Origin of the sequence: Cryobacterium sp. Hh7, assembly GCF_004403155.1 — a bacterium.
In the GTDB taxonomy this organism is placed as follows: domain Bacteria; phylum Actinomycetota; class Actinomycetes; order Actinomycetales; family Microbacteriaceae; genus Cryobacterium; species Cryobacterium levicorallinum.
Window position 1 is genome coordinate 315,473 of record NZ_SOHG01000012.1, and the last position, 20,564, is coordinate 336,036.

20 protein-coding genes are annotated in these 20,564 nt (G+C 65.5%); 17 read left to right on the forward strand and 3 right to left on the reverse strand.

What is annotated here, in order from left to right; translation table 11 throughout:
* Positions 1 to 78: 78 nt before the first annotated feature.
* The 6 genes from ruvX to aroB are packed head-to-tail and all read left to right on the forward strand — an operon-like array spanning position 79 to position 5,707.
* Positions 79 to 549 (forward strand): Holliday junction resolvase RuvX, encoded by a 471-nt coding sequence (ruvX, locus tag E3T43_RS02920; RefSeq protein WP_134441038.1) that lies wholly within the window; start codon positions 79 to 81, stop codon positions 547 to 549.
* A gap of 2 nt (positions 550 to 551) precedes the next feature.
* Positions 552 to 1,955, forward strand: a complete 1,404-nt coding sequence (gene mltG / locus E3T43_RS02925) for an endolytic transglycosylase MltG (protein ID WP_134471246.1) — start codon at positions 552 to 554, stop codon at positions 1,953 to 1,955.
* Complete coding sequence (locus E3T43_RS02930; protein ID WP_134471247.1) at positions 1,948 to 2,856, forward strand: shikimate dehydrogenase; 909 nt, start codon at positions 1,948 to 1,950, stop codon at positions 2,854 to 2,856. Before mltG ends, E3T43_RS02930 begins: the two co-directional genes overlap by 8 nt.
* 5 nt (positions 2,857 to 2,861) lie before the next feature.
* Positions 2,862 to 4,070, forward strand: a complete 1,209-nt coding sequence (gene aroC, locus E3T43_RS02935; protein WP_134441012.1) for a chorismate synthase — start codon at positions 2,862 to 2,864, stop codon at positions 4,068 to 4,070.
* Positions 4,071 to 4,077: 7 nt separating this feature from the next.
* The gene (locus E3T43_RS02940) at positions 4,078 to 4,599 is read left to right on the forward strand and encodes a shikimate kinase (RefSeq protein ID WP_174844306.1); all 522 of its coding nucleotides are present in this window, start codon (positions 4,078 to 4,080) and stop codon (positions 4,597 to 4,599) included.
* A 19-nt stretch (positions 4,600 to 4,618) separates the two neighbouring features.
* On the forward strand, positions 4,619 to 5,707 hold the full coding sequence (gene aroB / locus E3T43_RS02945; protein WP_134471248.1) for a 3-dehydroquinate synthase: 1,089 nt from the start codon (positions 4,619 to 4,621) through the stop codon (positions 5,705 to 5,707).
* Positions 5,708 to 5,710: 3 nt separating this feature from the next.
* Here aroB and E3T43_RS02950 read toward each other — a convergent pair whose 3' ends face one another.
* The 3 genes from E3T43_RS02950 to E3T43_RS02960 form a co-directional block, all read right to left on the reverse strand.
* A complete protein-coding gene (locus E3T43_RS02950; protein ID WP_134471249.1) occupies positions 5,711 to 6,190 on the reverse strand; it encodes a DUF779 domain-containing protein in 480 nt (159 codons plus the stop codon).
* A 142-nt stretch (positions 6,191 to 6,332) separates the two neighbouring features.
* A complete protein-coding gene (locus E3T43_RS02955; protein WP_092449099.1) occupies positions 6,333 to 7,856 on the reverse strand; it encodes an aldehyde dehydrogenase family protein in 1,524 nt (507 codons plus the stop codon).
* A gap of 58 nt (positions 7,857 to 7,914) precedes the next feature.
* Positions 7,915 to 9,267 (reverse strand): GAF domain-containing protein, encoded by a 1,353-nt coding sequence (locus E3T43_RS02960; protein WP_241978773.1) that lies wholly within the window; start codon positions 9,265 to 9,267, stop codon positions 7,915 to 7,917.
* 295 nt (positions 9,268 to 9,562) lie between these two features.
* Here E3T43_RS02960 and E3T43_RS02965 point away from each other — a divergent pair, with 295 nt between their 5' ends.
* The 11 genes from E3T43_RS02965 (at position 9,563) to carB (ending at position 20,561) form a co-directional block, all read left to right on the forward strand.
* Positions 9,563 to 9,967 (forward strand): hypothetical protein, encoded by a 405-nt coding sequence (locus E3T43_RS02965; RefSeq protein ID WP_134441007.1) that lies wholly within the window; start codon positions 9,563 to 9,565, stop codon positions 9,965 to 9,967.
* Between the two features lie 9 nt (positions 9,968 to 9,976).
* Positions 9,977 to 10,411 carry a type II 3-dehydroquinate dehydratase gene (locus E3T43_RS02970; RefSeq protein WP_134471251.1) on the forward strand — a complete coding sequence of 145 codons (435 nt, stop codon included), beginning with the start codon at positions 9,977 to 9,979 and terminating at the stop codon, positions 10,409 to 10,411.
* Between the two features lie 183 nt (positions 10,412 to 10,594).
* A complete protein-coding gene (gene efp / locus E3T43_RS02975) occupies positions 10,595 to 11,158 on the forward strand; it encodes an elongation factor P (RefSeq protein WP_092107753.1) in 564 nt (187 codons plus the stop codon).
* Positions 11,155 to 11,574: a transcription antitermination factor NusB gene (gene nusB, locus E3T43_RS02980; RefSeq protein ID WP_092107754.1), complete on the forward strand. Its 420-nt coding sequence runs from the start codon at positions 11,155 to 11,157 to the stop codon at positions 11,572 to 11,574. The genes efp and nusB overlap by 4 nt, the downstream gene beginning before the upstream one ends.
* A 49-nt stretch (positions 11,575 to 11,623) precedes the next feature.
* Positions 11,624 to 12,562: a thioredoxin domain-containing protein gene (locus E3T43_RS02985; RefSeq protein WP_194088238.1), complete on the forward strand. Its 939-nt coding sequence runs from the start codon at positions 11,624 to 11,626 to the stop codon at positions 12,560 to 12,562.
* A gap of 105 nt (positions 12,563 to 12,667) precedes the next feature.
* Positions 12,668 to 13,210 (forward strand): bifunctional pyr operon transcriptional regulator/uracil phosphoribosyltransferase PyrR, encoded by a 543-nt coding sequence (gene pyrR / locus E3T43_RS02990; protein WP_134468674.1) that lies wholly within the window; start codon positions 12,668 to 12,670, stop codon positions 13,208 to 13,210.
* Entirely contained in the window at positions 13,207 to 14,169 is a 963-nt protein-coding gene (locus E3T43_RS02995) for an aspartate carbamoyltransferase catalytic subunit (RefSeq protein WP_134471253.1), read from the forward strand. Before pyrR ends, E3T43_RS02995 begins: the two co-directional genes overlap by 4 nt.
* 4 nt (positions 14,170 to 14,173) lie before the next feature.
* On the forward strand, positions 14,174 to 15,526 hold the full coding sequence (locus tag E3T43_RS03000; protein WP_134471298.1) for a dihydroorotase: 1,353 nt from the start codon (positions 14,174 to 14,176) through the stop codon (positions 15,524 to 15,526).
* A complete protein-coding gene (locus tag E3T43_RS03005; RefSeq protein ID WP_134471254.1) occupies positions 15,519 to 16,052 on the forward strand; it encodes a hypothetical protein in 534 nt (177 codons plus the stop codon). The genes E3T43_RS03000 and E3T43_RS03005 overlap by 8 nt, the downstream gene beginning before the upstream one ends.
* Before the next feature lie 88 nt (positions 16,053 to 16,140).
* Positions 16,141 to 17,274, forward strand: coding sequence for a glutamine-hydrolyzing carbamoyl-phosphate synthase small subunit (gene carA / locus E3T43_RS03010; RefSeq protein WP_134471299.1), 1,134 nt, complete (start codon positions 16,141 to 16,143; stop codon positions 17,272 to 17,274).
* Positions 17,274 to 20,561, forward strand: a complete 3,288-nt coding sequence (gene carB / locus E3T43_RS03015) for a carbamoyl-phosphate synthase large subunit (protein WP_134471255.1) — start codon at positions 17,274 to 17,276, stop codon at positions 20,559 to 20,561. Before carA ends, carB begins: the two co-directional genes overlap by 1 nt.
* Positions 20,562 to 20,564: the final 3 nt, after the last annotated feature.

The window sequence follows — 20,564 nt, forward strand, 5'->3', positions numbered from 1 at the left end:
GCCGACCCTGGTAGTTCGGCGGCGCTGTCCGGCTGGGTCGCGCCGGGTGCGGTCGCGCCGGGTGCGGTCGCCGGCACGATGCGCTCAGGCGTGCGCCTCGGCGTGGATGTGGGCAAGGTGCGCATCGGCCTGGCCCGCAGCGACAACCACGGCATGCTCGCGACCCCGGTGGAAACCGTCGCCCGCGACGAGGCCGGAGTGACCGATCTGGCCCGCATTCTCGCGGTGGCCCTCGAGCTTGACGCCGTCGAGGTCATCGTCGGCCTGCCGTTGGCGTTGTCAGGCAATGAGACCGCCTCCACGGACGACGCGGTCGGTTTCGCCGCGCGCCTGGCCGCAACTCTCGCCGTGCCGGTGCGGCTCGTCGACGAACGTCTCTCGACGGTGTCGGCGCAATCCGCGCTGCGGGCATCCGGTCGTGCCGCGAAAACGCAGCGGCCAGTAATCGACCAGGTGGCCGCGACTATTATTTTGCAACATGCGCTCGACAGTGAGCGTTCCTCCGGGCGACCGCCAGGGTCGCCCGTCGAACCGACCGAGAGGCCGTAATCGTGCCGAGTACCCCGGAAGAGCCCCTGCTGAGCCGACGCCAGTTACGCGCGCAACAGGCCGCTGCGGAGCAGGGCGCCGCGGAACAGGGCGCGACGGAGCGAACTGGCGCCGAGCAATCCGGCGCCGAGCAATCCGGAGCCGAGCCGGCGGCAGCGTCCGGGGGGACGGCATCCGTTCAACCGCCGTTGCTGCCGCGACAAGCGGCCGAGTCGGCAGAACCGGGCGATGATGCCGCCGCGTTCCTGACGACGAGCGACGTCGGTGGCTCCGGTCGGGGACGCACGAACCGTCGCTCACTGCTCGCGGACGAACCGCCGCGGGAGAAGAGGAGCCACAAGGGAGCCTGGGGCTGTCTGATCGTCTTTGTCGTTCTCGCCGCTCTCGTGGCCGGAGTCGCGTTGTTTCTGCAGGGACCCATCTCCCAAATCATTGCTGCCACGCAGGGGCCGGCCGACTTCACCGCGGAGGAAGCGGCAACCGGCGAAGACGTGATCGTCATGATTCACGACGGCAACGGTGGCTCGGAGATCGCCGCGACACTCGTCGAAGAGGGCGTGGTCAAAAGCTTTGATGCGTTCTACTCCATCCTGTTGCAGACGGCCCCGGAGCCGGTATTTCAGCCCGGTGCATACCAGCTCAAGACGAAGATGGTCGCGAGCACTGCGCTGGACGCCCTGCTCGATGAGGACACTCGACTGAACCAGACCGTTATCGTGCCTGAGGGGACCGCGGCCGTCGACGTGCTGGCGGCGATCTCCGAGGGAACCGACATTCCCCTGGCGGACCTGCAGGCGGCGGCCGCCAATGTGGCCCAGTTCGGCCTGCCCGCCGAAGCGACCACCCTGGAGGGTTTTCTCTTTCCCGCGACGTACACCTTCTCGCCGGAGGCCACCGCCGAGGTTGCGCTGCAGACCATGGTCAACCGGCAGTATGAGGCCCTCGATGCGGCCGGCGTGGCCGTCGCAGAGCGCTGGTCGACGATCGTGTTCGCCTCGTTGATCCAGCGAGAAGCCGGCCTGCGTGATGACTATTACAAGGTGTCGCGAGTATTTCTGAACCGGCTCGACCCAGGACAATGGGACAGCGGCCTGCTGCAGTCGGACGCGACCGTCGCCTATGGCACGGGCAAAACTCACCTGGTCACCACGACCGACGCCGAACGTGCCGATGCCGGCAACCCCTACAACACCTACGCGCACCCCGGCATGGTCGTCGGCCCGATCTCGAATCCCGGTGACCTCGCGATCGATGCGGCGCTGCACCCGGTCGACGGATCCTGGCTGTTCTTTGTCACGATCAACCTCGACTCCGGTGAGACGGCCTTCTCCACCACGGTCGAGGAACACGATGCTGCCGTTATCGTTTGGCAGAACTGGATGAGGGAGCACCCCGAATATGGTTGATCTGACGCTAAATCGGGCCCCATCGAACAGGCTCGCGGTGCTCGGGTCGCCGATCAAACATTCCCGTTCGCCGTTGCTGCACCGGGCCGCCTACCGGCAGCTGGGACTCGACTGGTCCTACGATGCTGTTGAGGTGAAGGCCGGTTCGCTCGCCATGTTTCTGAGCTCCATCGGGCCGGACTGGCGTGGTCTTTCGCTCACCATGCCGCTCAAACACGAGGTGCTTCCGTTCATCGACGACTGCGACCGGGTGGCACAGCTGACCGGATCGGTCAATACCGTGCTGCTGCGCCAGGTGGCCGGGCGCGGCACCCTCACCGGCTATAACACGGATGTCGCTGGTCTGGTGCGTGCGTTGGCCGAGGGCGGCGTCACCCGCGCGAAGCACGTGACCCTGCTCGGAGCAGGCGCGACGGCGGCATCCGCTTTGATGGCCGCCGCGGAACTCGGTGCTGAGTTCGTCAGCGTGCTCGTGCGCGACCTGCCGAAGGCGCAGCCGCTCGTTGAACTCGGTCGGTCGCTCGGAGTCGTCGTCGACCTCAGTGATTTCAGCGGGTCCGGCGGCAACGGAAGCGACCTCGTGATCAGCACTCTGCCCGGCGGGACGGTGCTGCCTGCCCCGCTGCCGCTCGAACTGCGCGAGCGTGCGACGCTGTTCGACGTTGCCTACTCACCGTGGCCAAGCGGGGTGGCACGCGAGTGGGAATCGGCCGGCGGAACTGTGCTGAACGGCCTCGGCATGTTGCTGCACCAGGCGCTCATCCAGGTGCGGGTGTTCGTGACCGCTGACCCCTTCGAACCACTCCCCGGCGAGCCGGACGTGCTCGCCGCCATGCGTAGTGCCCTGACCCGCGACGCAGCCCCCGGTGACACTGGCTCGCACGATGCTGTGGAAAGATAGGAACCATGCTTCGTTGGCTCACCGCCGGAGAATCCCACGGCCCCGAACTCATCGCTATTGTCGAGGGTTTGCCCGCAGGGATCCCGGTCTCCCTTGATTCGATCCGCCTCGATCTCGCGCGCCGCAAACTCGGCTACGGCCGGGGCGCGCGCATGAAATTCGAAGAGGATGAGCTCACCCTCTCCGGCGGCGTTCGGCATGGCCTCACCCTCGGCGGCCCGGTCGCACTGCGCATAGGCAACTCCGAATGGCCCAAATGGGTCGATGTGATGAGTGCCGCCCCGGTCGACCCGGCCACCCTGACTCGTGGCCGCGGGGCACCATTGACCAGGCCCCGCCCGGGTCACGCCGACCTCGCCGGCATGCAGAAGTACGGTTTTGACGAGGCGCGCCCCGTGCTGGAGCGCGCGAGTGCCCGCGAGACCGCCGCCCGCGTCGCGCTCGGCGCCGTCGCCCGCTCATTCCTGAACGAACTCGGAATCCACCTGGTCAGCCACACCATCGCCATCGGGCCGGTCCGCGTGCCCGACGGCGCGCCGCTTCCTGAGCCTGAGGACGTCGACACGCTCGATGCTGATCTGCTGCGCTGTTTCGACGCCGCGACATCCGCTCTGATGGTGGCTGAAGTGGATGCTGCCCATCACGACGGCGACACCCTCGGCGGCGTCGTCGAGGTGCTCGCCTACAATCTTCCCCCCGGGCTTGGCTCCTTCGTGCACTGGGATCGTCGGTTGGATTCCCAGCTGGCCGCCGCGCTCATGGGGATCCAGGCGATCAAGGGGGTCGAGGTCGGCGACGGCTTCGAGACCACGCGCCGCCGCGGCTCCGAGGCACACGACGAACTCGTACAAGCGGATGGCGCCATTCAGCGAGTCAGCGACAAGGCCGGCGGAACCGAGGGCGGCATGAGTACCGGAACCGTGCTGCGCGTGCGGGCCGGCATGAAGCCGATCGCGACCATTCCGCGGGCGCTGCGCACCGTCGATGTCGCCACGAGCGAGCCGGCCCCGGCGCACCACCAACGCTCCGACGTCTGTGCGGTTCCGGCGGCCGGCGTTGTGGCCGAGGCCATGGTGGCGCTCGTGCTCGCGAACTCGGTGCTGGAGAAGTTCGGCGGAGACTCGATCGGGGAGACCCGGCGCAACCTGGAGTCGTACCTCGCCAACATTCCGGCGAACCTGCGCACGGGCGCGTCGAGCGACGCGTCGCTCTAGACCTGCGATGCTGACTCTGCGGAACGCCTTGTTGCCGATCGTGTTCATCGGTCCGATGGCCGCCGGCAAGACCAGGATCGGTCGACGAGTGGCGCGCGACCTGAATGTGCCGTTCATCGACACCGACAAGCGCATCGTCGAAAGTTACGGTCCGATTCCGGAGATCTTCGCGCGTGAGGGCGAAGAGTACTTTCGCATCGTCGAACGTGAAGCGGTGGACTGGGCCCTCGGCGAGCCGGCCGTTATCTCCCTCGGCGGGGGAGCAGTGCTGCACGCCGAGACGCAGGCCGACCTCGAATCCGCGACCGTGGTGTACCTCAGCGTGACCACCGCGGCCGTCGAGGCCCGCCTCGGCGGCAACAAACGGCCTCTCCTGACCGGCGGTATCGGCGACTGGGAACGCATCTACAACCAGCGCCGCCCCCTCTATGAGGCCCTCGCGACGATTCGCCTGGACACCTCCAACCGACCGATCACCGGCATCGCCGATGAGATCGTAAATTGGGTACAAGAAAGAAATGATGATTGAGAAGTCAGGGACAACACAGATGACCGAACAGACCAGTACCACCGTGATCACCGTGACCGGGGTCGACAGCTATCCGGTCAGCGTGGGGCGTGGCCTGGTCAACACCGTCGCCGAGCAGCTCGGCACCGGTGTCAACAAGGTGCTCATCGTGCACACCTCGACCGTCGGCGCCCGCGCGGTCGCCCTGCGCGACAGCCTGCTCGAAACCTACGCCGAGGTTTTGCTGGCCGAAATTCCCGACGCCGAAGCGGCCAAGCGGGTTGAGGTTGCCGCGTTCTGCTGGGGCGTCATGGGCCAGTCCGACTTCAGCCGCACCGACGCCGTGATCGGCCTCGGCGGTGGCGCAGTGACCGACCTCGCCGGATTCGTGGCCGCCACCTGGCTGCGTGGCGTGAAGCTCGTGCAGATTCCCACGAGCGTACTCGGCATGGTCGACGCGGCCATCGGCGGCAAGAACGGCATCAATACCGCCGAGGGAAAGAACCTCGTCGGCACCTTCTACGCGCCTGCCGCCGTATTGTGCGACCTCGACCTGCTCGACGCCCTGCCGAAAAACGAGATCCTCGCGGGCTTCGCCGAAATCGTCAAGGCCGGCTTCATCCAGGTTCCCGAAATTCTCGACATCATCGAAGCGGATGTCGAGCGCGCCACCGACCCGACCACCCCCGAATTCCGTCGGCTGATCGAACTGTCGATTGCCATGAAGGCGCGCATCGTGGGGGAGGACTTCAAGGAAGCCGGCCTTCGCGAGATCCTCAACTACGGTCACACCCTCGGCCACGCAGTCGAGCACGCCGAACGCTATGGCTGGCGCCACGGTGCGGCCATCGCCGTCGGCATGATGTTCGCTGCGGAACTGGCCGCGCTCAGCGGACGGCTGTCGGTGGAGGTCGTCGACCGGCACCGCAGCATCCTGGAATCGCTGACCCTGCCGACCGGTTACCCGGTCGGACGCTGGCCCACCCTGCTGGCCACCATGCAGCGCGACAAGAAAACCCGCAGCGGGATGTTGCGCTTCGTGGTCCTCGACGATGTGGGCAAGCCCACCATCCTCGAAGGCCCGGACGCCTCGTTGCTGTTCAGCGCCTACCAGGCGATCGGGCAGTAGCCGCTACGCCGGGATTGTCGCCTGCGCGGGCGGGGCTACGGGATCCGCTTCGATCTGGTCAGTGCCGGCAAACGGGGTCATCGTGGTCATGAGCTCGGAACGGATCAGAAAGCGCACGCCGCGCGGGGCCTCTGCACTGAAGCCGCTGCCGCGGCCGGGCACCACGTCGACCGTGAGAAAGGTGTGGCTCCAGTAGTTGAACTGTTCGGCTGACATCCAGAAGTCGAGCGGCTGGGCGGGGTCGCCGGCCGGAGCGAGATCAAATTGGCCGAGCCGCACGTCCTGGGCGGAGGTGATGAACTCGTCGGCCATGAACAGCATCGGCGAACTGCCGTCGCAGCAGCCACCGGACTGGTGGAACATGAGCGGGCCGTGTTCCTCCCAAAGGCTGCGGAGCAGGTCAACGGCGACGGGTGTGAGCTCGACGCGGGGAACGGTCTCGCCGACGATCGTGACCGACGCGGTTATTGTGGAAGTCGACATTGACGGACCTTTCTGCTCATGGCGGACCCTTCTATTGCTGAAGCGGGGCTGCCTACGACGTTACGTCGTCGACAGCCCCCGGGCCAGACCTTCAGCGAACTCCCACCGAACGGGCGGGCATCCTCTGGTCTAACGGTTCGGTTTAGAAGAACCCGAGCTTGTTCTCGGAGTACGACACGAGCAGGTTTTTGGTCTGCTGGTAATGACCGAGGGCGAGTTTGTTGTTTTCGCGGCCGATTCCTGAGCTCTTGTAGCCTCCGAAAGCGGCACCGGCCGGATAGGCGTGATAGTTGTTGACCCAGACGCGACCCGCCTGGATATCACGGCCAGCCCGGTAGGCGACGTTGCCGTTGCGCGACCAGACCCCGGCACCGAGACCATAGATGGTGTCGTTGGCGATCGAGATGGCATCCTCGTAGTCGGTGAAGCTCGTCACGGCGAGCACCGGTCCGAAGATCTCCTCCTGGAACAAGCGCATCTTGTTGTGGCCCTCGAAGATGGTCGGCTGCACGTAGTAGCCGTCGGTGAGGTCGCCGCCGAGGTCGGCACGTTCGCCACCGAGGGCCAGCTTGGCACCCTCCTTGGTTCCGATGTCGATGTAGGAGAGGATCTTCTCAAGCTGGTCGTTGCTGGCCTGCGCGCCCATCTGGGTGTCGGTGTCGAGCGGGTTGCCCTGAATGATCTTCTTAGCGCGGGTGACAGCGTCGCCGAGGAAGCTGTCGTAGATCGGCTTCTGCAGCAGGGCGCGGCTTGGGGCCGTGCAGACCTCGCCCTGGTTGAAGGCGAACAGCACGAAGCCTTCCTGGGCCTTGTCATAGAAGGCATCCTTCTCCTGCGCGACGTCGCTGAAGAAGATGTTCGGGCTCTTGCCGCCGAGCTCAACGGTCGACGGAATGATATTGGCCGAAGCATATTGCAAAATGAGGCGACCGGTCGTGGTCTCACCGGTGAAGGCGATCTTGCGGATGCGGTTGCTCGAGGCGAGCGGCTTGCCGGCCTCCAGGCCGAAACCGTTGACGACGTTGACAACGCCCGGGGGGAGGATATCGCCGATGAGTTCCAGCAGCACGAGGATCGAGACCGGGGTCTGCTCGGCGGGCTTGAGGACGACGGCGTTGCCGGCGGCGAGGGCCGGGGCGAGCTTCCAGACGGCCATCAGGATGGGGAAGTTCCAGGGGATGATCTGGCCGACGACGCCGAGCGGTTCGTGGAACTGGTACGAGACGGTGTCGCCGTCGAGCTGGGCGTGGTCGCCGTCCTGGGCGCGGATCGCCGAGGCGAAGTAACGGAAGTGGTCGGCGGCGAGGGGGATGTCGGCGTTGATGGTCTCGCGCACGGCCTTGCCGTTGTCCCAGGTCTCGGCGACGGCGAGCATTTCGGTGTTGGCGTCGATAATGTCAGCGATCTTGTTCAGCACGGCTGCGCGCTCGGCGGGGCTGGTCTTGCCCCAGGCCGGTGCGGCCTTGTGCGCGGCGTCAAGGGCCAGCTCGATGTCTTCGGCCGTGCCGCGAGCGACCTCGGCGAACGGCTTGCCGGTGACCGGGGTGATGTCTTCGAAGTACTGGCCCTTGACCGGGGCGACCCATTCGCCGCCGATCCAGTTCTCGTACCGCGACTTAAAGGTAACTTTGGAGCCGGGTGTTCCGGGGACTGCATAGACGGTCATGTCACTCCTATATATCGACGACGGTGTCGGGCTCGCAATGCTGCGGCCTACTTCGACTCTAGGAGCGGGAACGTTGCAGAATGTTGCGATGCCCGCCGATTTCGTCTTCAATGCGCGCCAGGTGCGCCACGACCATTGCGCGTTTGGGTGAACGGGCCGGGAGCAGCTCCAGGCAGGCACGCCACACCTCGGTGTCCCAGGTGGCCTCTTCGGTGCGCGCGTAGCGCAGCAGCAGGTCGACCGACGCATCGGCGAGCATGGCCTCGCGCAGCCGGCTGCTCACTTCCTGGCGAATTTTGACGATACCGGGCGCTGACGATGCCGGCAGCACAGCTCCGCGGTAAGCGCCCAGGGCGACGCGGTGGGCGCCGCGCTCGAGGAAGGCCAGCACGCGTTGGGCATCGAGCTCGAGTTTGGATTCCAACCGATACGGGCGGGACGTGATCGTGATGGGGGAGTCGAGGAGCGCGAGTACCTTCCGTACCCGCACCATTTCGGCGCGCAGCGTCTCCACCGCAGTGTCCTGGTCCGAGAGAAAGCTGGCCAGGCGATCGGCAGAAAGTCCTTCGCGGTGCCAGGCCAGGAGCGTGAGAATCTCGGTGTGGCGGGGCGAGACATCCACTATTCTGCTGCCGCAGTGCAGCTGGCCGTGATCGGTACCGAGAACGCTCAGGCCGGCTGGCGCCAGTCGCGGCACGCTCAGCGACACTGATGCCCGCGACCGCGGGGCGGGCGGTGAATCGGCCGGTCGGTCGAGGCGTTGGATGCGCAGCTCCGCCTCCATCGCGGCGACGGCAGCCTCGACCAGCGGCAGGGTCTGTGGTGCGACAGCCTGGTCGCCGCCGGTGATGTCGATGACCCCCAGGATCTTGCCGGTGTCCGGGTCGTGAATGGGCACCGCCGTGCAGCTCCACGGGTGCGCCAGAGCGTTGAAGTGTTCAGCGCGCCGAATCTGGATTCCGCGGTCGAGGGCCAGCGCCGTTCCCGGTGCGCTCGTGCCGACCCGGCTCTCCGACCAGTCGGCGCCCTCGACGAAGAGCATCTCCTCAACCCGGCGACGCAGCACTCGATCGCCGTCGATCCAGAGCAGCCGACCGGATTCGTCACCGATGGCAACGATCAGCTCGGCGTCGATGGCGTGGCGGATGAGCAGGTTGTGCACGACGGGTAGCACTGCGGCGAGCGGATGCTGATTGCGCAGGTCGCGCAATTCGCTGTCGGTCAGCGTCCGCTCAGGAGCCACACTCGACGGGTCGAGGCGGAGCGACAGCGAACGCTGCCAGGAGTCCTGCACGAGCTGGCGCACCCCGGTTTTAAAGACCCGATCGGTGATGGCGGATTCGTGGGCCCGCTCCAGGGCGACAATGCTCTCCCGCGCGTCGCCGGTCGGGACCGACGAAGAACTCTTCAAGCCGTATCCCATGAGCGTCTGCCTCCGTTAGCAGTGGACGGGTTCGTGCTGCCGAGATCGGCGTCGGTGTCAGTCTAGGGTAGCTGCTAGAGATTTCCCGGAGTGCTGGGCAGTCTCTGCCCTTTGGGACTCTGAACCACGGTTGTTCGATCCGCCGACCGGCGCGAGGACTCCGAACCTGCCACGGGAGCGACGGCCCCGATTTCGTCGCCGGAAGATATCCACAGGCGAGGAGTGGCACATATTTTCTGTGCATTACCTCGGTGCAGGCGGATGTCCCGCCCATTCTGGGCGCATGACGATGACAACGAAACTCGAAGACGCCCCGCCCGTGACCACACTGCAGGAGGCCCGCACGCGCGTCTTCGACTTGGTCGGTCACGCCATCCGTCCACAGCTCTGGCTCATGTTGCTCGATCCGTATGGCCAGCAGTTGTCCGTGCTAATCCCGATTGACGGCATTCCGGTGCGGCCCGAGCCCGGGTCAACCCAACCCTTCGCCGTGCGCATCAATGACATGCTCGCCCAGGAGGCCCCTGGCGGCAGCATCATTCTGACTCTGGAGCGGCCGGGTTCCGCCGCCCTGACCGCACCGGACCAGGCCTGGGCCGCCGAATTGACCCAGTCCTTCGGGAAGCTCATGCGCATCACGGGCCTGTTCGTCGCGCACGACGACGGAGTCGCGGTTCTCACACCCTAGGCTGAGGCGATGAATACAGTGCTGGTTCTGAACGGTCCGAACCTCGGGCGCCTGGGCAGTCGTGAACCCGATGTCTATGGGGCGGCCAACCTGGACGATCTGCGTGCGCTGCTCATCGCATCCGCTCGTGATGGAGTAGTGATTGACCTGCGGCAGACCGACGACGAGGCCGAACTCATCCACTGGCTGTATGAGGCCGTCGATGAGCGGATGCCGGTGATCCTGAATCCCGCCGCGTTTACCCACTACAGCTACGCCCTGCGGGATGCCGCGGCCCTCGTGACCAAGGCCGGCCTGCCGCTGATCGAGGTGCACATCTCGAATCCGCACGCGCGCGAGACGTTTCGCCACACCAGCGTCGTGAGCGCCATCGCGACCGGCGTGATCGCGGGCCTCGGCTTCGACTCCTATCGCCTGGCGCTCGACTTCGTCACCCAGCCGTAATCGACAATTGCTCGGCAGTGCCTTTGGAGCCTGTGCCTCTGAAACCTGTGCCTCTGAAACCTGTGCCTCTGAAACCCGTGCCTTTGGAGCCTGCGCCTTTGAAACCTGTGGCTTGGACACGTAGACTCGACAAGGTGCCATTTGCACCCGCGCACCTTATCAATTGAACGGAACACCCCTCCCATGGCTTCTACCGCTGATATCAGAAACGGCGTCGTACTCAACATGGATGGCCAGCTTTGGGCCGTCGTCGAGTTTCAGCACGTCAAGCCGGGCAAGGGTGGCGCCTTCGTTCGCACCAAGATGAAGAACGTCGTCTCGGGCAAGACCGTTGACCGCACGTTCAACGCCGGCGCGAAGATCGAGACCGAAAACGTCGATCGCCGCGACTTTCAGTACCTCTACAACGACGGCGACGCCTACGTTTTCATGGATGTTGCCGACTACGACCAGATCACCGTCTCCGCCGCCGTCGTCGGCGATGCGAGCAACTTCATGCTCGAAAACCAGGCCGTGACCGTGGCGCTGCACAACGGCAACCCGCTCTATGTCGAGCTGCCGGCATCCGTTACCCTCGAAATCACCTACACCGAGCCGGGTCTGCAGGGCGACCGTTCCACCGGCGGCACCAAGCCGGCCACCGTGGAGACCGGCTACCAGATTCAGGTTCCGCTGTTCCTCGAGCAGGGCACCAAGGTCAAGGTCGACACCCGCACCGGCGACTACCTCGGTCGCGTCAACGAATGAGCGCTCGTACCAAGGCCCGCAAGCGCGCCATCGACATTCTGTATGCCGCCGATGTGCGTCAGATCAGCATTCCGGAGTCGCTCGCAACCGAGGCCGAGCGTGCCGCGAGCGAGCCGGCACGTCTGGCTTCCTGGCTCTACGCTCGTGAGCTCGTCGATGGGGTCGTCGACCACCGCGAAGAGATCGATGAACTGATCGAAACGTACTCGCAGGGCTGGTCCCTCGCGCGCATGCCCAACATTGATCGCGCCATTCTGCGCATCGGAATCTGGGAGATTCTGTACAACGACGCCGTTCCGCACGCCGTCGCGATCGATGAGGCCGTTGAAGCGGCCAAAATTCTCTCAACGGATGACTCGGCCGGGTTTGTCAACGGATTGCTCGGCAAGATCGCTCAGACCGCTCCGTCGGCCTAACTCGGCGAATCGCCGCTTCCAGCGCGCACCGTCAACGAAGGGCACGAAGATGACCAGCACCGGACAAGGCGCCCAGCCGAACCGGCCGAACCCGTACGCACCGCCAGCCGAGCCGATAACCCCCTTTGCGATGGCGCCGAAGACCAACACCATGGCGATCGTGTCGTTCGTCTCGTCATTGGTGATCGGGCTCGTCGGCATCATCACGGGTCACATCGCCCTCGGGCAGATTCGAGCTCGCGGTGAGGTCGGCCGCGGTTTCGCCCTGGCCGGCCTCATCATCGGGTACGTCAGCACCGCGGTGTTCGTGATCCTGGTGGCACTCGCGGTCATCTTTGCATCCGCTCTCGCAGCATTTCTGGTGAACGTCGGATCCAACGCGGGCTCGTCCAGCTCGTCGTCAGCTCCGCTGCCGACCGGTGAGCTGGGCGCCGCCAACTTCGATGGCGGCTATCTTGAATTCGGTGCCGGTCCGGTCATTATCGACGAATACATCGATCCGATGTGCCCGTTCTGCGCCCAGTTCGAGCAGACCAATGGGGAACTGCTTCTCGCCGGCGTCGAGAGCGGCGTCATCACCCTGCGCGTGCACTCATTGACCTTTCTGGACAGCAAATCGCAGGGCACGAACTACTCGAGTCGGGCTTCGGCGGCGTTGACCTGCCAGGCCACGCTCAACCCCGGCGAGACCCTCGATTTTTTGTCGGAGCTGTTCGCGAACCAGCCGCTCGAGAACACCCCGGGGCTGAGCGACGCCGAGCTCGCCGACCTGGCTGGGGGTGATGCCAGCATCACCGACTGTGTTCAAAGCGGGGACTATCAGGCCTGGTCGCAGCAGAACACCGAGTCCGCGCTGACCGGTCCGATCGCGGGAGCCGAGATCGAGGCCGTATCCGGCACCCCGACCGTGCTTGTTGACGGCGCGCAATATCGGGGCAGCCTCACCAATCAGGCCGAATTCTCCGCCTTCGTCGCCGCCGCCTTCTAGCTGCCTCGCACTCCAGACAGACTCCCGGCTCGGGAACGGCTAAGCTAGACCCATTCAGACATCCTTTAATGATCCGTCCTGTGAGACGGGGAAGGAGGTCGGCATTTGGCGCACATTGTGCTCACTCAGGCTGACATCACCCGCGCGTTGACTCGAATCTCCCACGAGATCCTGGAGTCCAATCGGGGCCCGGACAACCTCGTCATCCTCGGCATTCCGACCCGCGGCGTCATTCTGGCCCACCGGATTGCCGAGATCATCCAGCGGATCGAACCGGCCGCGACCCCGGTGCGGGTCGGTTCCCTGGACGTGACGCTGTACCGCGATGACCTCGCGCACGGCCGCACGCGCACCCCCTCGCGCACCCAGATCCCCGGCAGCATCAACGGCGCCACGGTGGTCCTCGTCGACGACGTGCTCTACTCGGGGCGCACCATCCGCAGTGCTCTGGATGCGCTCGGCGACCACGGCCGCCCGAACATCGTGCGGCTGGCCGTACTCGTCGACCGCGGCCATCGCGAACTGCCGATCCGCGCTGATTTCGTCGGTCGCAACCTGCCAACGGCTGCCGACGAGCGCATCAACGTGCACATCGACGAGGTCGACGGCGACGAATTCGTCTCGATCGACGGGCGGAGTGAGCAATGAGGCATCTGCTCTCGACCAAGGACATCGCCCGCGATGAGGTCATCAACCTGCTCGACATCGCCGAGGACATGGCGGATGTCGGCCAGCGTGAGGTCAAAAAACTCCCGACCCTGCGCGGCAAGACCGTCGTCAACCTGTTCTTCGAAGACTCCACCCGCACCCGCATCTCGTTCGAGGCCGCCGCGAAACGGCTCAGCGCCGATGTGATCAACTTCAGCGCCAAGGGATCCAGCGTCTCCAAGGGCGAAAGCCTCAAGGACACCGCGCAGACCCTCGCCGCGATCGGCGCCGACGGCGTCGTCATTCGCCACCCGGCCTCCGGCGCCCCCGCGGTGCTCGCCGCCAGCGGATGGATCGATGCCGGCATCATCAACGCCGGCGACGGTACCCACGAACATCCCACCCAGGCGCTGCTCGATGCCTTCACCATCCGGCGCCGCATCCACGGAGCGGCATCCCGCGGCAAGGGACTCGATGACGTCACCGTCACGATCGTCGGCGACGTGCTGCACTCCCGCGTCGCCCGCTCCAACCTATGGCTGCTCACCACCCTCGGCGCCGAAGTCACGTTCGTCGCCCCGCCGACGCTGCTGCCGAGTGATACCTCGCTCTGGCCCGCCCGGTTCAGCTTCGACCTGGACGACGCCATCGATGCCGGCCCGGATGTGGTCATGATGCTGCGCATTCAGACTGAACGGATGAGCGCGGCCTTCTTCCCCAGCACCCGCGAGTACTCCCGGGTCTGGGGGCTGGATGACGCGCGATTCGGTCGGCTCGGTCCGGCTAGCATTGTTATGCACCCCGGCCCGATGAATCGCGGTCTGGAGATCTCATCCGCGGCGGCCGACTCCGCCAACTCGACCGTGCTCGAACAGGTCACCAACGGCGTCTCCGTGCGAATGGCCGCGCTCTACTTGCTCTTATCCGGTGACCGGAAGGAATCGAAGAATGCCGATTGACGGAATGGCCCAACGCTGGCTCATACGCGGGGCGACCCTGCCGGACGGCACGAGCACGGACATCCGTTTGGATGGTGCGCGCATCGCTGAGCTGGGAACCGGACTGTCCCAGAGCGGCGCGAGCGTGATCGACGCCGCCGGCCTCGTAGCGTTGCCCGGCCTCGTCGACCTGCACGCCCACCTGCGTGAACCCGGGTACGAGCACAGCGAAACCGTGCTGAGCGGCAGCCGTGCCGCTGCCCGCGGCGGGTTCACGAGTGTGTTCGCCATGGCCAACACTCTGCCGGCCCAGGACACCGCCGGGGTGGTCGAACAGGTGCTCGCGCTCGGCGAAAGCGCTGGCTACGTCGACGTGCAGCCGATCGGCGCGGTCACCGTAGGGCTGGCCGGCAAACAACTCGCCGAACTGGGCGCCATGGCGTCGAGTCGGGCCAGGGTGCGGGTATTTTCCGATGACGGATTTTGCGTCTCGGACCCGCTCCTCATGCGTCGCGCCCTCGAATACGTCAAGTCCTTCGACGGCGTCATCGCTCAGCACTCCCAGGAACCACGCCTGACCGAAAAAGCCCAGATGAACGAGGGCGCCCTCTCCGGCGAACTAGGCCTCGTGGGCTGGCCGGCCGTCGCCGAGGAATCGATCATCGCCCGCGACGTACTCTTGGCCGAACACGTCGGCTCCCGCCTGCACGTCTGCCACGTTTCCACCGCCGGCTCCGTCGACGTCATCCGCTGGGCCAAGGCCCGCGGCATCCAGGTGACCGCCGAGGTCACCCCACACCACCTGCTGCTCACCGAAGATCTCGTGCGCGGCTACGACGCCCGATTCAAGGTCAATCCTCCGTTGCGCAGCCGTGAAGACGTCGAAGCGCTGCGGGCCGGACTCGCCGACGGCACGATCGACATCGTCGCGACCGACCACGCTCCGCACCCGGCCGAAAGCAAGGACTGCGAGTGGGATGCCGCTGCCAACGGCATGGTCGGGCTGGAATCAGCCCTGTCGGTCGTGCACGCCGCGGTCGTCGCGAACGGAATGCTCAACTGGTCCGACATCGAACGCGTGCTCTCCCGCACGCCCGCTCAAATCGGCCGGATCACCGGTCAGGGCAAACCGATCGCGGTCGGGTCGCCAGCCGAACTGACCCTGTACGACCCCGCTGCCACCCGCGTCTTCGGTCGCGCCGACCTGTCGGGCACGAGCGTGAACTCGCCGTACCTGTCGATGACGCTGCCCGGCGAGGTGCGGGCGACCTTCCACCGCGGTTACGCCACGGTGCTCGACGGAACTGTGCAGGGCGAAATCGCGCGCAGCAGCCTCGAAATAGCCGGCCACGCGCGCGGAGTCCCCACCCATGGATAGGTCCATTCCCGCCATCATTACGGCGCTCTTTCTGCTGGGCGTACTCGTACTGATGTGGCGCAGCTGGCACAAGCGCAGCCAACGTGACCGTACGCTCACCGCCGGTTACCCCCGGCCGGAGGGCGGCGCTGCCGCCGACGTGTTGGCGACCGCCGAGGCCTATTACGTGGCCACGACCCCGCGGGACGCCCCGCTGGAGCGACTGGCCATTCCCGGCCTGGGTTTTCGGGCCCGCGCCGCCCTGACCGTGACCGCGCAGGGCATCACCCTCGACCTAGACGGCAACGCGCCCCTGTACGTGCCCGGCGCCGCCATCGACCAGGTCGGTGCAGCGCAGCTCGCCATCGATCGCGTCGTCGAAACCGACGGACTGGTTCGCCTGAGCTGGCGCCTGAACACGCCCGGCACCGACCGCCGCGACGTTGACAGCTTCTTCCGCATTATCGACCCGAACGATCGAGCCCGTCTCATCGATTCCATCCGAACCATTACGGCCCCGGCCCATCAAGACGAAAGTGAGGCCTGACGTGCCCGACTCGACCGCACCAGACCAGGCAGAAGCATCCGTTGCACTGACGCCCACCTTCTTGGTGACCGACAAGCCCGGCCCGGCCGTGCTCGTGCTCGAAGACGGCCGCCGATTCGTCGGCCGCAGCTACGGGAGCGAGGGGCAGACGCTCGGCGAGATCGTCTTCGCCACCGGTATGACCGGCTATCAGGAAACCCTGACCGACCCGTCCTATGCCGGCCAGATCGTGCTGATGACCGCCCCGCACGTGGGCAATACCGGGATGAACGACGAAGATATGGAATCCAGGCAGATCTGGGTGGCCGGCTTCATCGTGCGCGAACCCGCTCGGATCGCCTCAAATTTTCGTGCCACCCGCACCCTCGACGATGACCTCGAAGCAAACGGCGTCGTCGGCATCAGCGGCGTCGACACCCGTGCGATCACCCGCCACATCCGCTCGGCGGGCGCCATGAAGAGTGGAATCTTCTCGGGCGACCTGTTCGGCCTGTCCGACAGCGAACAGCTCGAACGCGTGCTCGGTGGCGCTGCTATGCGCGGCCGCAACCTGTCGCTCGAGGTCTCGACCGTTGAACCCTTCTCCATTCCCGCACAGGGCGAACGCATCGGCTCCGTCGCGGTGCTCGACCTCGGTGTGAAGACCAGCACCCTCACCTATCTCGCCGAACGGGGCTTCGAGGTGCTCGTCCTTCCGCAGTCGGTCACCGCCGAACACGTTCTGTCGCTGAAACCCTCCGCCCTGTTCTTCTCGAACGGACCCGGCGATCCGGCCGCTTCCGACGCCCACGTGGACCTGCTGCAGGAAGTACTCCGTGCGGGCATTCCCTACTTCGGTATCTGCTTCGGCAACCAGCTGCTCGGCCGTGCCCTCGGTTTTCGCACCTACAAGCTGCCGTTCGGGCATCGTGGTATCAACCAGCCGGTTCTCGACAAGACCACCGGGCGGGTCGAGATCACCTCGCAAAACCACGGCTTCGCCGTTGATATGCCGATTGAGGGCGTGCATGACTCTCGCACCGGATTCGGTCGGGTCGAGGTGAGCCACTACAGCCTCAACGACCAAGTGGTCGAGGGCATCCGCTGCCTCGATATCAACGCTTTCTCGGTGCAGTACCACCCGGAGGCCGCCTCCGGCCCACACGACGCCAACCACCTTTTCGATCGATTCAGAGACGTTGTTCTGGCTGCGCAGTCAGCCGTTGCAGGAGAAACCAAATAATGCCCAAGCGCGACGATATCAACAGTGTTCTTGTCATCGGCAGCGGCCCGATCGTTATCGGCCAGGCCTGCGAATTCGACTACTCCGGCACCCAAGCCTGCCGTGTGCTGCGCGAAGAGGGCGTGCGCGTCATCCTCGTCAATTCCAACCCGGCCACCATCATGACCGACCCCGACTTTGCCGACGCGACCTACATCGAACCGATCACGGCCGAAATTCTTGAGACGATCATCGCCAAGGAACGACCGGATGCGATTCTGCCCACCCTGGGCGGGCAGACTGCGCTCAATGCGGCGATCCAGCTGCACGAACGCGGAATCCTCGAAAAATACGACGTTGAGCTGATCGGCGCGAGCTTCGACGCCATCAACAAGGGCGAAGATCGCATGATCTTCAAGCAGCTCGTGCTCGACGCCGGCGCCGACGTAGCCCGCTCCTTCATCGCCAAGACGGTCGAGGAGGCCGTCGGTTACGCCGAAGACCTCGGCTACCCGCTCGTCGTACGCCCCTCCTTCACCATGGGGGGCCTCGGCTCGGGCTTCGCCTACACCGAGGTGGAACTGCGCCGCATCGTCACCGACGGCCTGCACCACAGCCCGACCAGCGAGGTCCTGCTCGAAGAATCCATCCTCGGCTGGAAGGAATACGAGCTCGAAATGATGCGCGACACGGCCGACAACACGGTCGTCGTCTGCTCCATCGAAAACGTCGACCCGGTCGGTGTGCACACCGGCGACTCGATCACCGTCGCCCCTGCGCTGACCCTGACCGACCGCGAGTTCCAGCACCTGCGCGACATCTCAATCGACATCATCCGCGCCGTCGGCGTCGACACCGGCGGCTGCAACATTCAGTTCGCCATCAACCCGGCCGACGGCCGGGTCATCGTCATCGAGATGAACCCGCGCGTCTCGCGCTCGTCCGCCCTGGCCAGCAAGGCGACCGGCTTTCCGATCGCCAAGATCGCCGCGAAGCTGAGCCTCGGCTACCGTCTCGACGAGATTCCCAACGACATCACCGGCGTCACCCCGGCGAGCTTTGAACCGACCCTCGACTACGTCGTGGTCAAGGTGCCGCGCTTCGCGTTTGAGAAGTTCCCGGCTGCCGACCAGCGACTGACCACGACCATGAAGTCGGTCGGTGAGGCGATGGCCATCGGCCGCAGCTTCGCATCCGCTTTGCAGAAGGCCCTTCGCTCGTTGGAGAAGCGCGGATCGAGCTTTCACTGGGGCGAAGAAACCCGTTCTGTTGACGAACTGCTCGCTGCCGCCGAGATTCCCACCGACGGCCGCATCGTCACCGTGCAGCAGGCACTGCGCCGCGGCGCGACGATCGACCAGGTCTTCACCGCGACCAAGATCGACCCGTGGTTCATCGACCAGATCGTGCTGATCAACGAGATCGCCGAGCAGGTCAGGGCTGCCGACCGCCTCGACCGTGACGTGATGATCCTCGCCAAAGACCACGGCTTCTCCGACGCTCAGATCGGTCAGTTGCGTGGTTTCGGCGAAGCGGATGTCCGCACCGTACGTCACATTCTCGGCGTGCGTCCGGTCTTCAAGACCGTTGACACCTGCGCGGGGGAGTTCCCGGCCCTCACGCCGTACCACTACTCCAGCTACGACGACGAGACCGAGGTTGTCGCCAGCGACCGCCGCAAGGTCGTCATTCTCGGCTCCGGGCCGAACCGCATCGGCCAGGGCGTCGAATTCGACTACTCCTGCGTACACGCCTCCTTCGCACTGTCCGAGGCCGGCTACGAGACCATCATGATCAACTGCAACCCGGAGACGGTCTCCACCGATTACGACACGAGCGACCGGCTCTACTTCGAACCGCTCACGCTCGAAGACGTGCTCGAGGTCATCCACGCCGAAAGCCAGAGCGGCGAACTCGTCGGTGTGGTCGTGCAGCTCGGCGGACAGACCGCCCTGAGCCTGGCCCGCGGCCTTGAAGCGGCCGGTATCCCCATTCTCGGCACCACCCCCGACGCGATCGACCTCGCCGAGGAACGCGGACTGTTCTCGAAGATTCTCGACGACGCCGGCCTGCTCGCGCCGCGCAACGGCACCGCGATCGACTTCGGCGGCGCCGTCGTGGTCGCCGAAGAAATCGGCTACCCGGTACTGGTCCGTCCGAGCTACGTCCTCGGGGGCCGCGGCATGGAGATCGTCTACGATTCCCCCTCACTCGCGGACTACTTCACGCGCATGGCCGGGCAGGGAATCATCGGCGCCGGGCATCCGCTTCTGGTCGACCGCTTTCTGGACGACGCCATCGAAATCGACGTCGACGCCATCTATGACGGCCACGAGCTGTACATTGGCGGCGTCATGGAGCACATCGAAGAGGCCGGCATCCACTCCGGGGACTCGAGCTGCACCCTGCCGCCGGTCACCCTCGGTCGCGCCGAAATCGACCGGGTACGCGAAGCCACCCTCGGCATCGCCCGCGGTATCGGCGTGAAGGGCCTGCTCAACGTGCAGTTCGCCATCGGCGCTGGCGTGCTCTACGTCCTCGAAGCCAACCCGCGCGCCTCCCGCACAGTGCCGTTCGTGGCCAAGGCCCTCGGCATCACGCTGGCCAAGGCCGCAGCGCTCATTATGGTCGGTTCGACCATCGCCGAACTCAAGGCCGCGGGCAAGCTACCGCTCATCGACGGCTCCCGGGTTCCGATCGAATCGCCGGTTGCTGTGAAGGAAGCCGTGCTGCCATTCAACCGGTTCCGCACCCCGGAGGGCCTCGTCGTCGACTCGATCCTCGGCCCGGAGATGCGTTCCACCGGTGAGGTCATGGGCATCGACCGCGACTTCCCGCGGGCCTTCGCTAAGAGCCAGCTCGCGGCGTACGGGGGAATCCCGCTCTCCGGCACCGTCTTCGTGTCGGTCTCCGACCGGGACAAGCGCTCGATCATTCTGCCGATGCTGCGCCTGCAGCAGCTCGGCTACGACATCGCCGCAACCATCGGCACCGCCGAGGTGCTGCAGCGAAACGGGATCCGCGCGCGCGTGGTGACCAAGTTCAGCGAGAAGGCGGGGGAGGACGACGTCTCAATCGTCGAACTCATTCGCCGCGAAGAGATCCAGATCGTCATCAACACCCCCGGTGGCAGCACCGCCCGGGCCGACGGGTACGAGATTCGCGCCGCCGCCGTGGCCGGAGACCTTCCCCTGTTCACCACAATCGCCGAGCTCAGCGCTGCGGTCGCTTCGATCGATTCGATTCGCGACGGGTTCGAGGTGACCTCGCTTCAGGAATACGCCACGGCCCGCACGGCCTTGCTGTGAACG

What these genes read in the sequence shown, in the direction of transcription:
- nusB (WP_092107754.1), top strand. Translation starts at nt 11,155, where the DNA reads ATGAGCGCTCGTACCAAGGCCCGCAAGCGCGCCATCGACATTCTGTAT.
- E3T43_RS02950 (WP_134471249.1), bottom strand. Translation starts at nt 6,190, where the DNA reads ATGTCGACTTCCACAATAACCGCGTCGGTCACGATCGTCGGCGAGACC.
- E3T43_RS02940 (WP_174844306.1), top strand. Translation starts at nt 4,078, where the DNA reads ATGCTGACTCTGCGGAACGCCTTGTTGCCGATCGTGTTCATCGGTCCG.
- carB (WP_134471255.1), top strand. Translation starts at nt 17,274, where the DNA reads ATGCCCAAGCGCGACGATATCAACAGTGTTCTTGTCATCGGCAGCGGC.
- E3T43_RS02955 (WP_092449099.1), bottom strand. Translation starts at nt 7,856, where the DNA reads ATGACCGTCTATGCAGTCCCCGGAACACCCGGCTCCAAAGTTACCTTT.
- aroB (WP_134471248.1), top strand. Translation starts at nt 4,619, where the DNA reads ATGACCGAACAGACCAGTACCACCGTGATCACCGTGACCGGGGTCGAC.
- E3T43_RS02995 (WP_134471253.1), top strand. Translation starts at nt 13,207, where the DNA reads ATGAGGCATCTGCTCTCGACCAAGGACATCGCCCGCGATGAGGTCATC.
- E3T43_RS02930 (WP_134471247.1), top strand. Translation starts at nt 1,948, where the DNA reads ATGGTTGATCTGACGCTAAATCGGGCCCCATCGAACAGGCTCGCGGTG.
- E3T43_RS03005 (WP_134471254.1), top strand. Translation starts at nt 15,519, where the DNA reads ATGGATAGGTCCATTCCCGCCATCATTACGGCGCTCTTTCTGCTGGGC.
- E3T43_RS02970 (WP_134471251.1), top strand. Translation starts at nt 9,977, where the DNA reads ATGAATACAGTGCTGGTTCTGAACGGTCCGAACCTCGGGCGCCTGGGC.
- E3T43_RS03000 (WP_134471298.1), top strand. Translation starts at nt 14,174, where the DNA reads ATGGCCCAACGCTGGCTCATACGCGGGGCGACCCTGCCGGACGGCACG.
- ruvX (WP_134441038.1), top strand. Translation starts at nt 79, where the DNA reads ATGCGCTCAGGCGTGCGCCTCGGCGTGGATGTGGGCAAGGTGCGCATC.
- aroC (WP_134441012.1), top strand. Translation starts at nt 2,862, where the DNA reads ATGCTTCGTTGGCTCACCGCCGGAGAATCCCACGGCCCCGAACTCATC.
- E3T43_RS02965 (WP_134441007.1), top strand. Translation starts at nt 9,563, where the DNA reads ATGACGATGACAACGAAACTCGAAGACGCCCCGCCCGTGACCACACTG.
- efp (WP_092107753.1), top strand. Translation starts at nt 10,595, where the DNA reads ATGGCTTCTACCGCTGATATCAGAAACGGCGTCGTACTCAACATGGAT.
- E3T43_RS02985 (WP_194088238.1), top strand. Translation starts at nt 11,624, where the DNA reads ATGACCAGCACCGGACAAGGCGCCCAGCCGAACCGGCCGAACCCGTAC.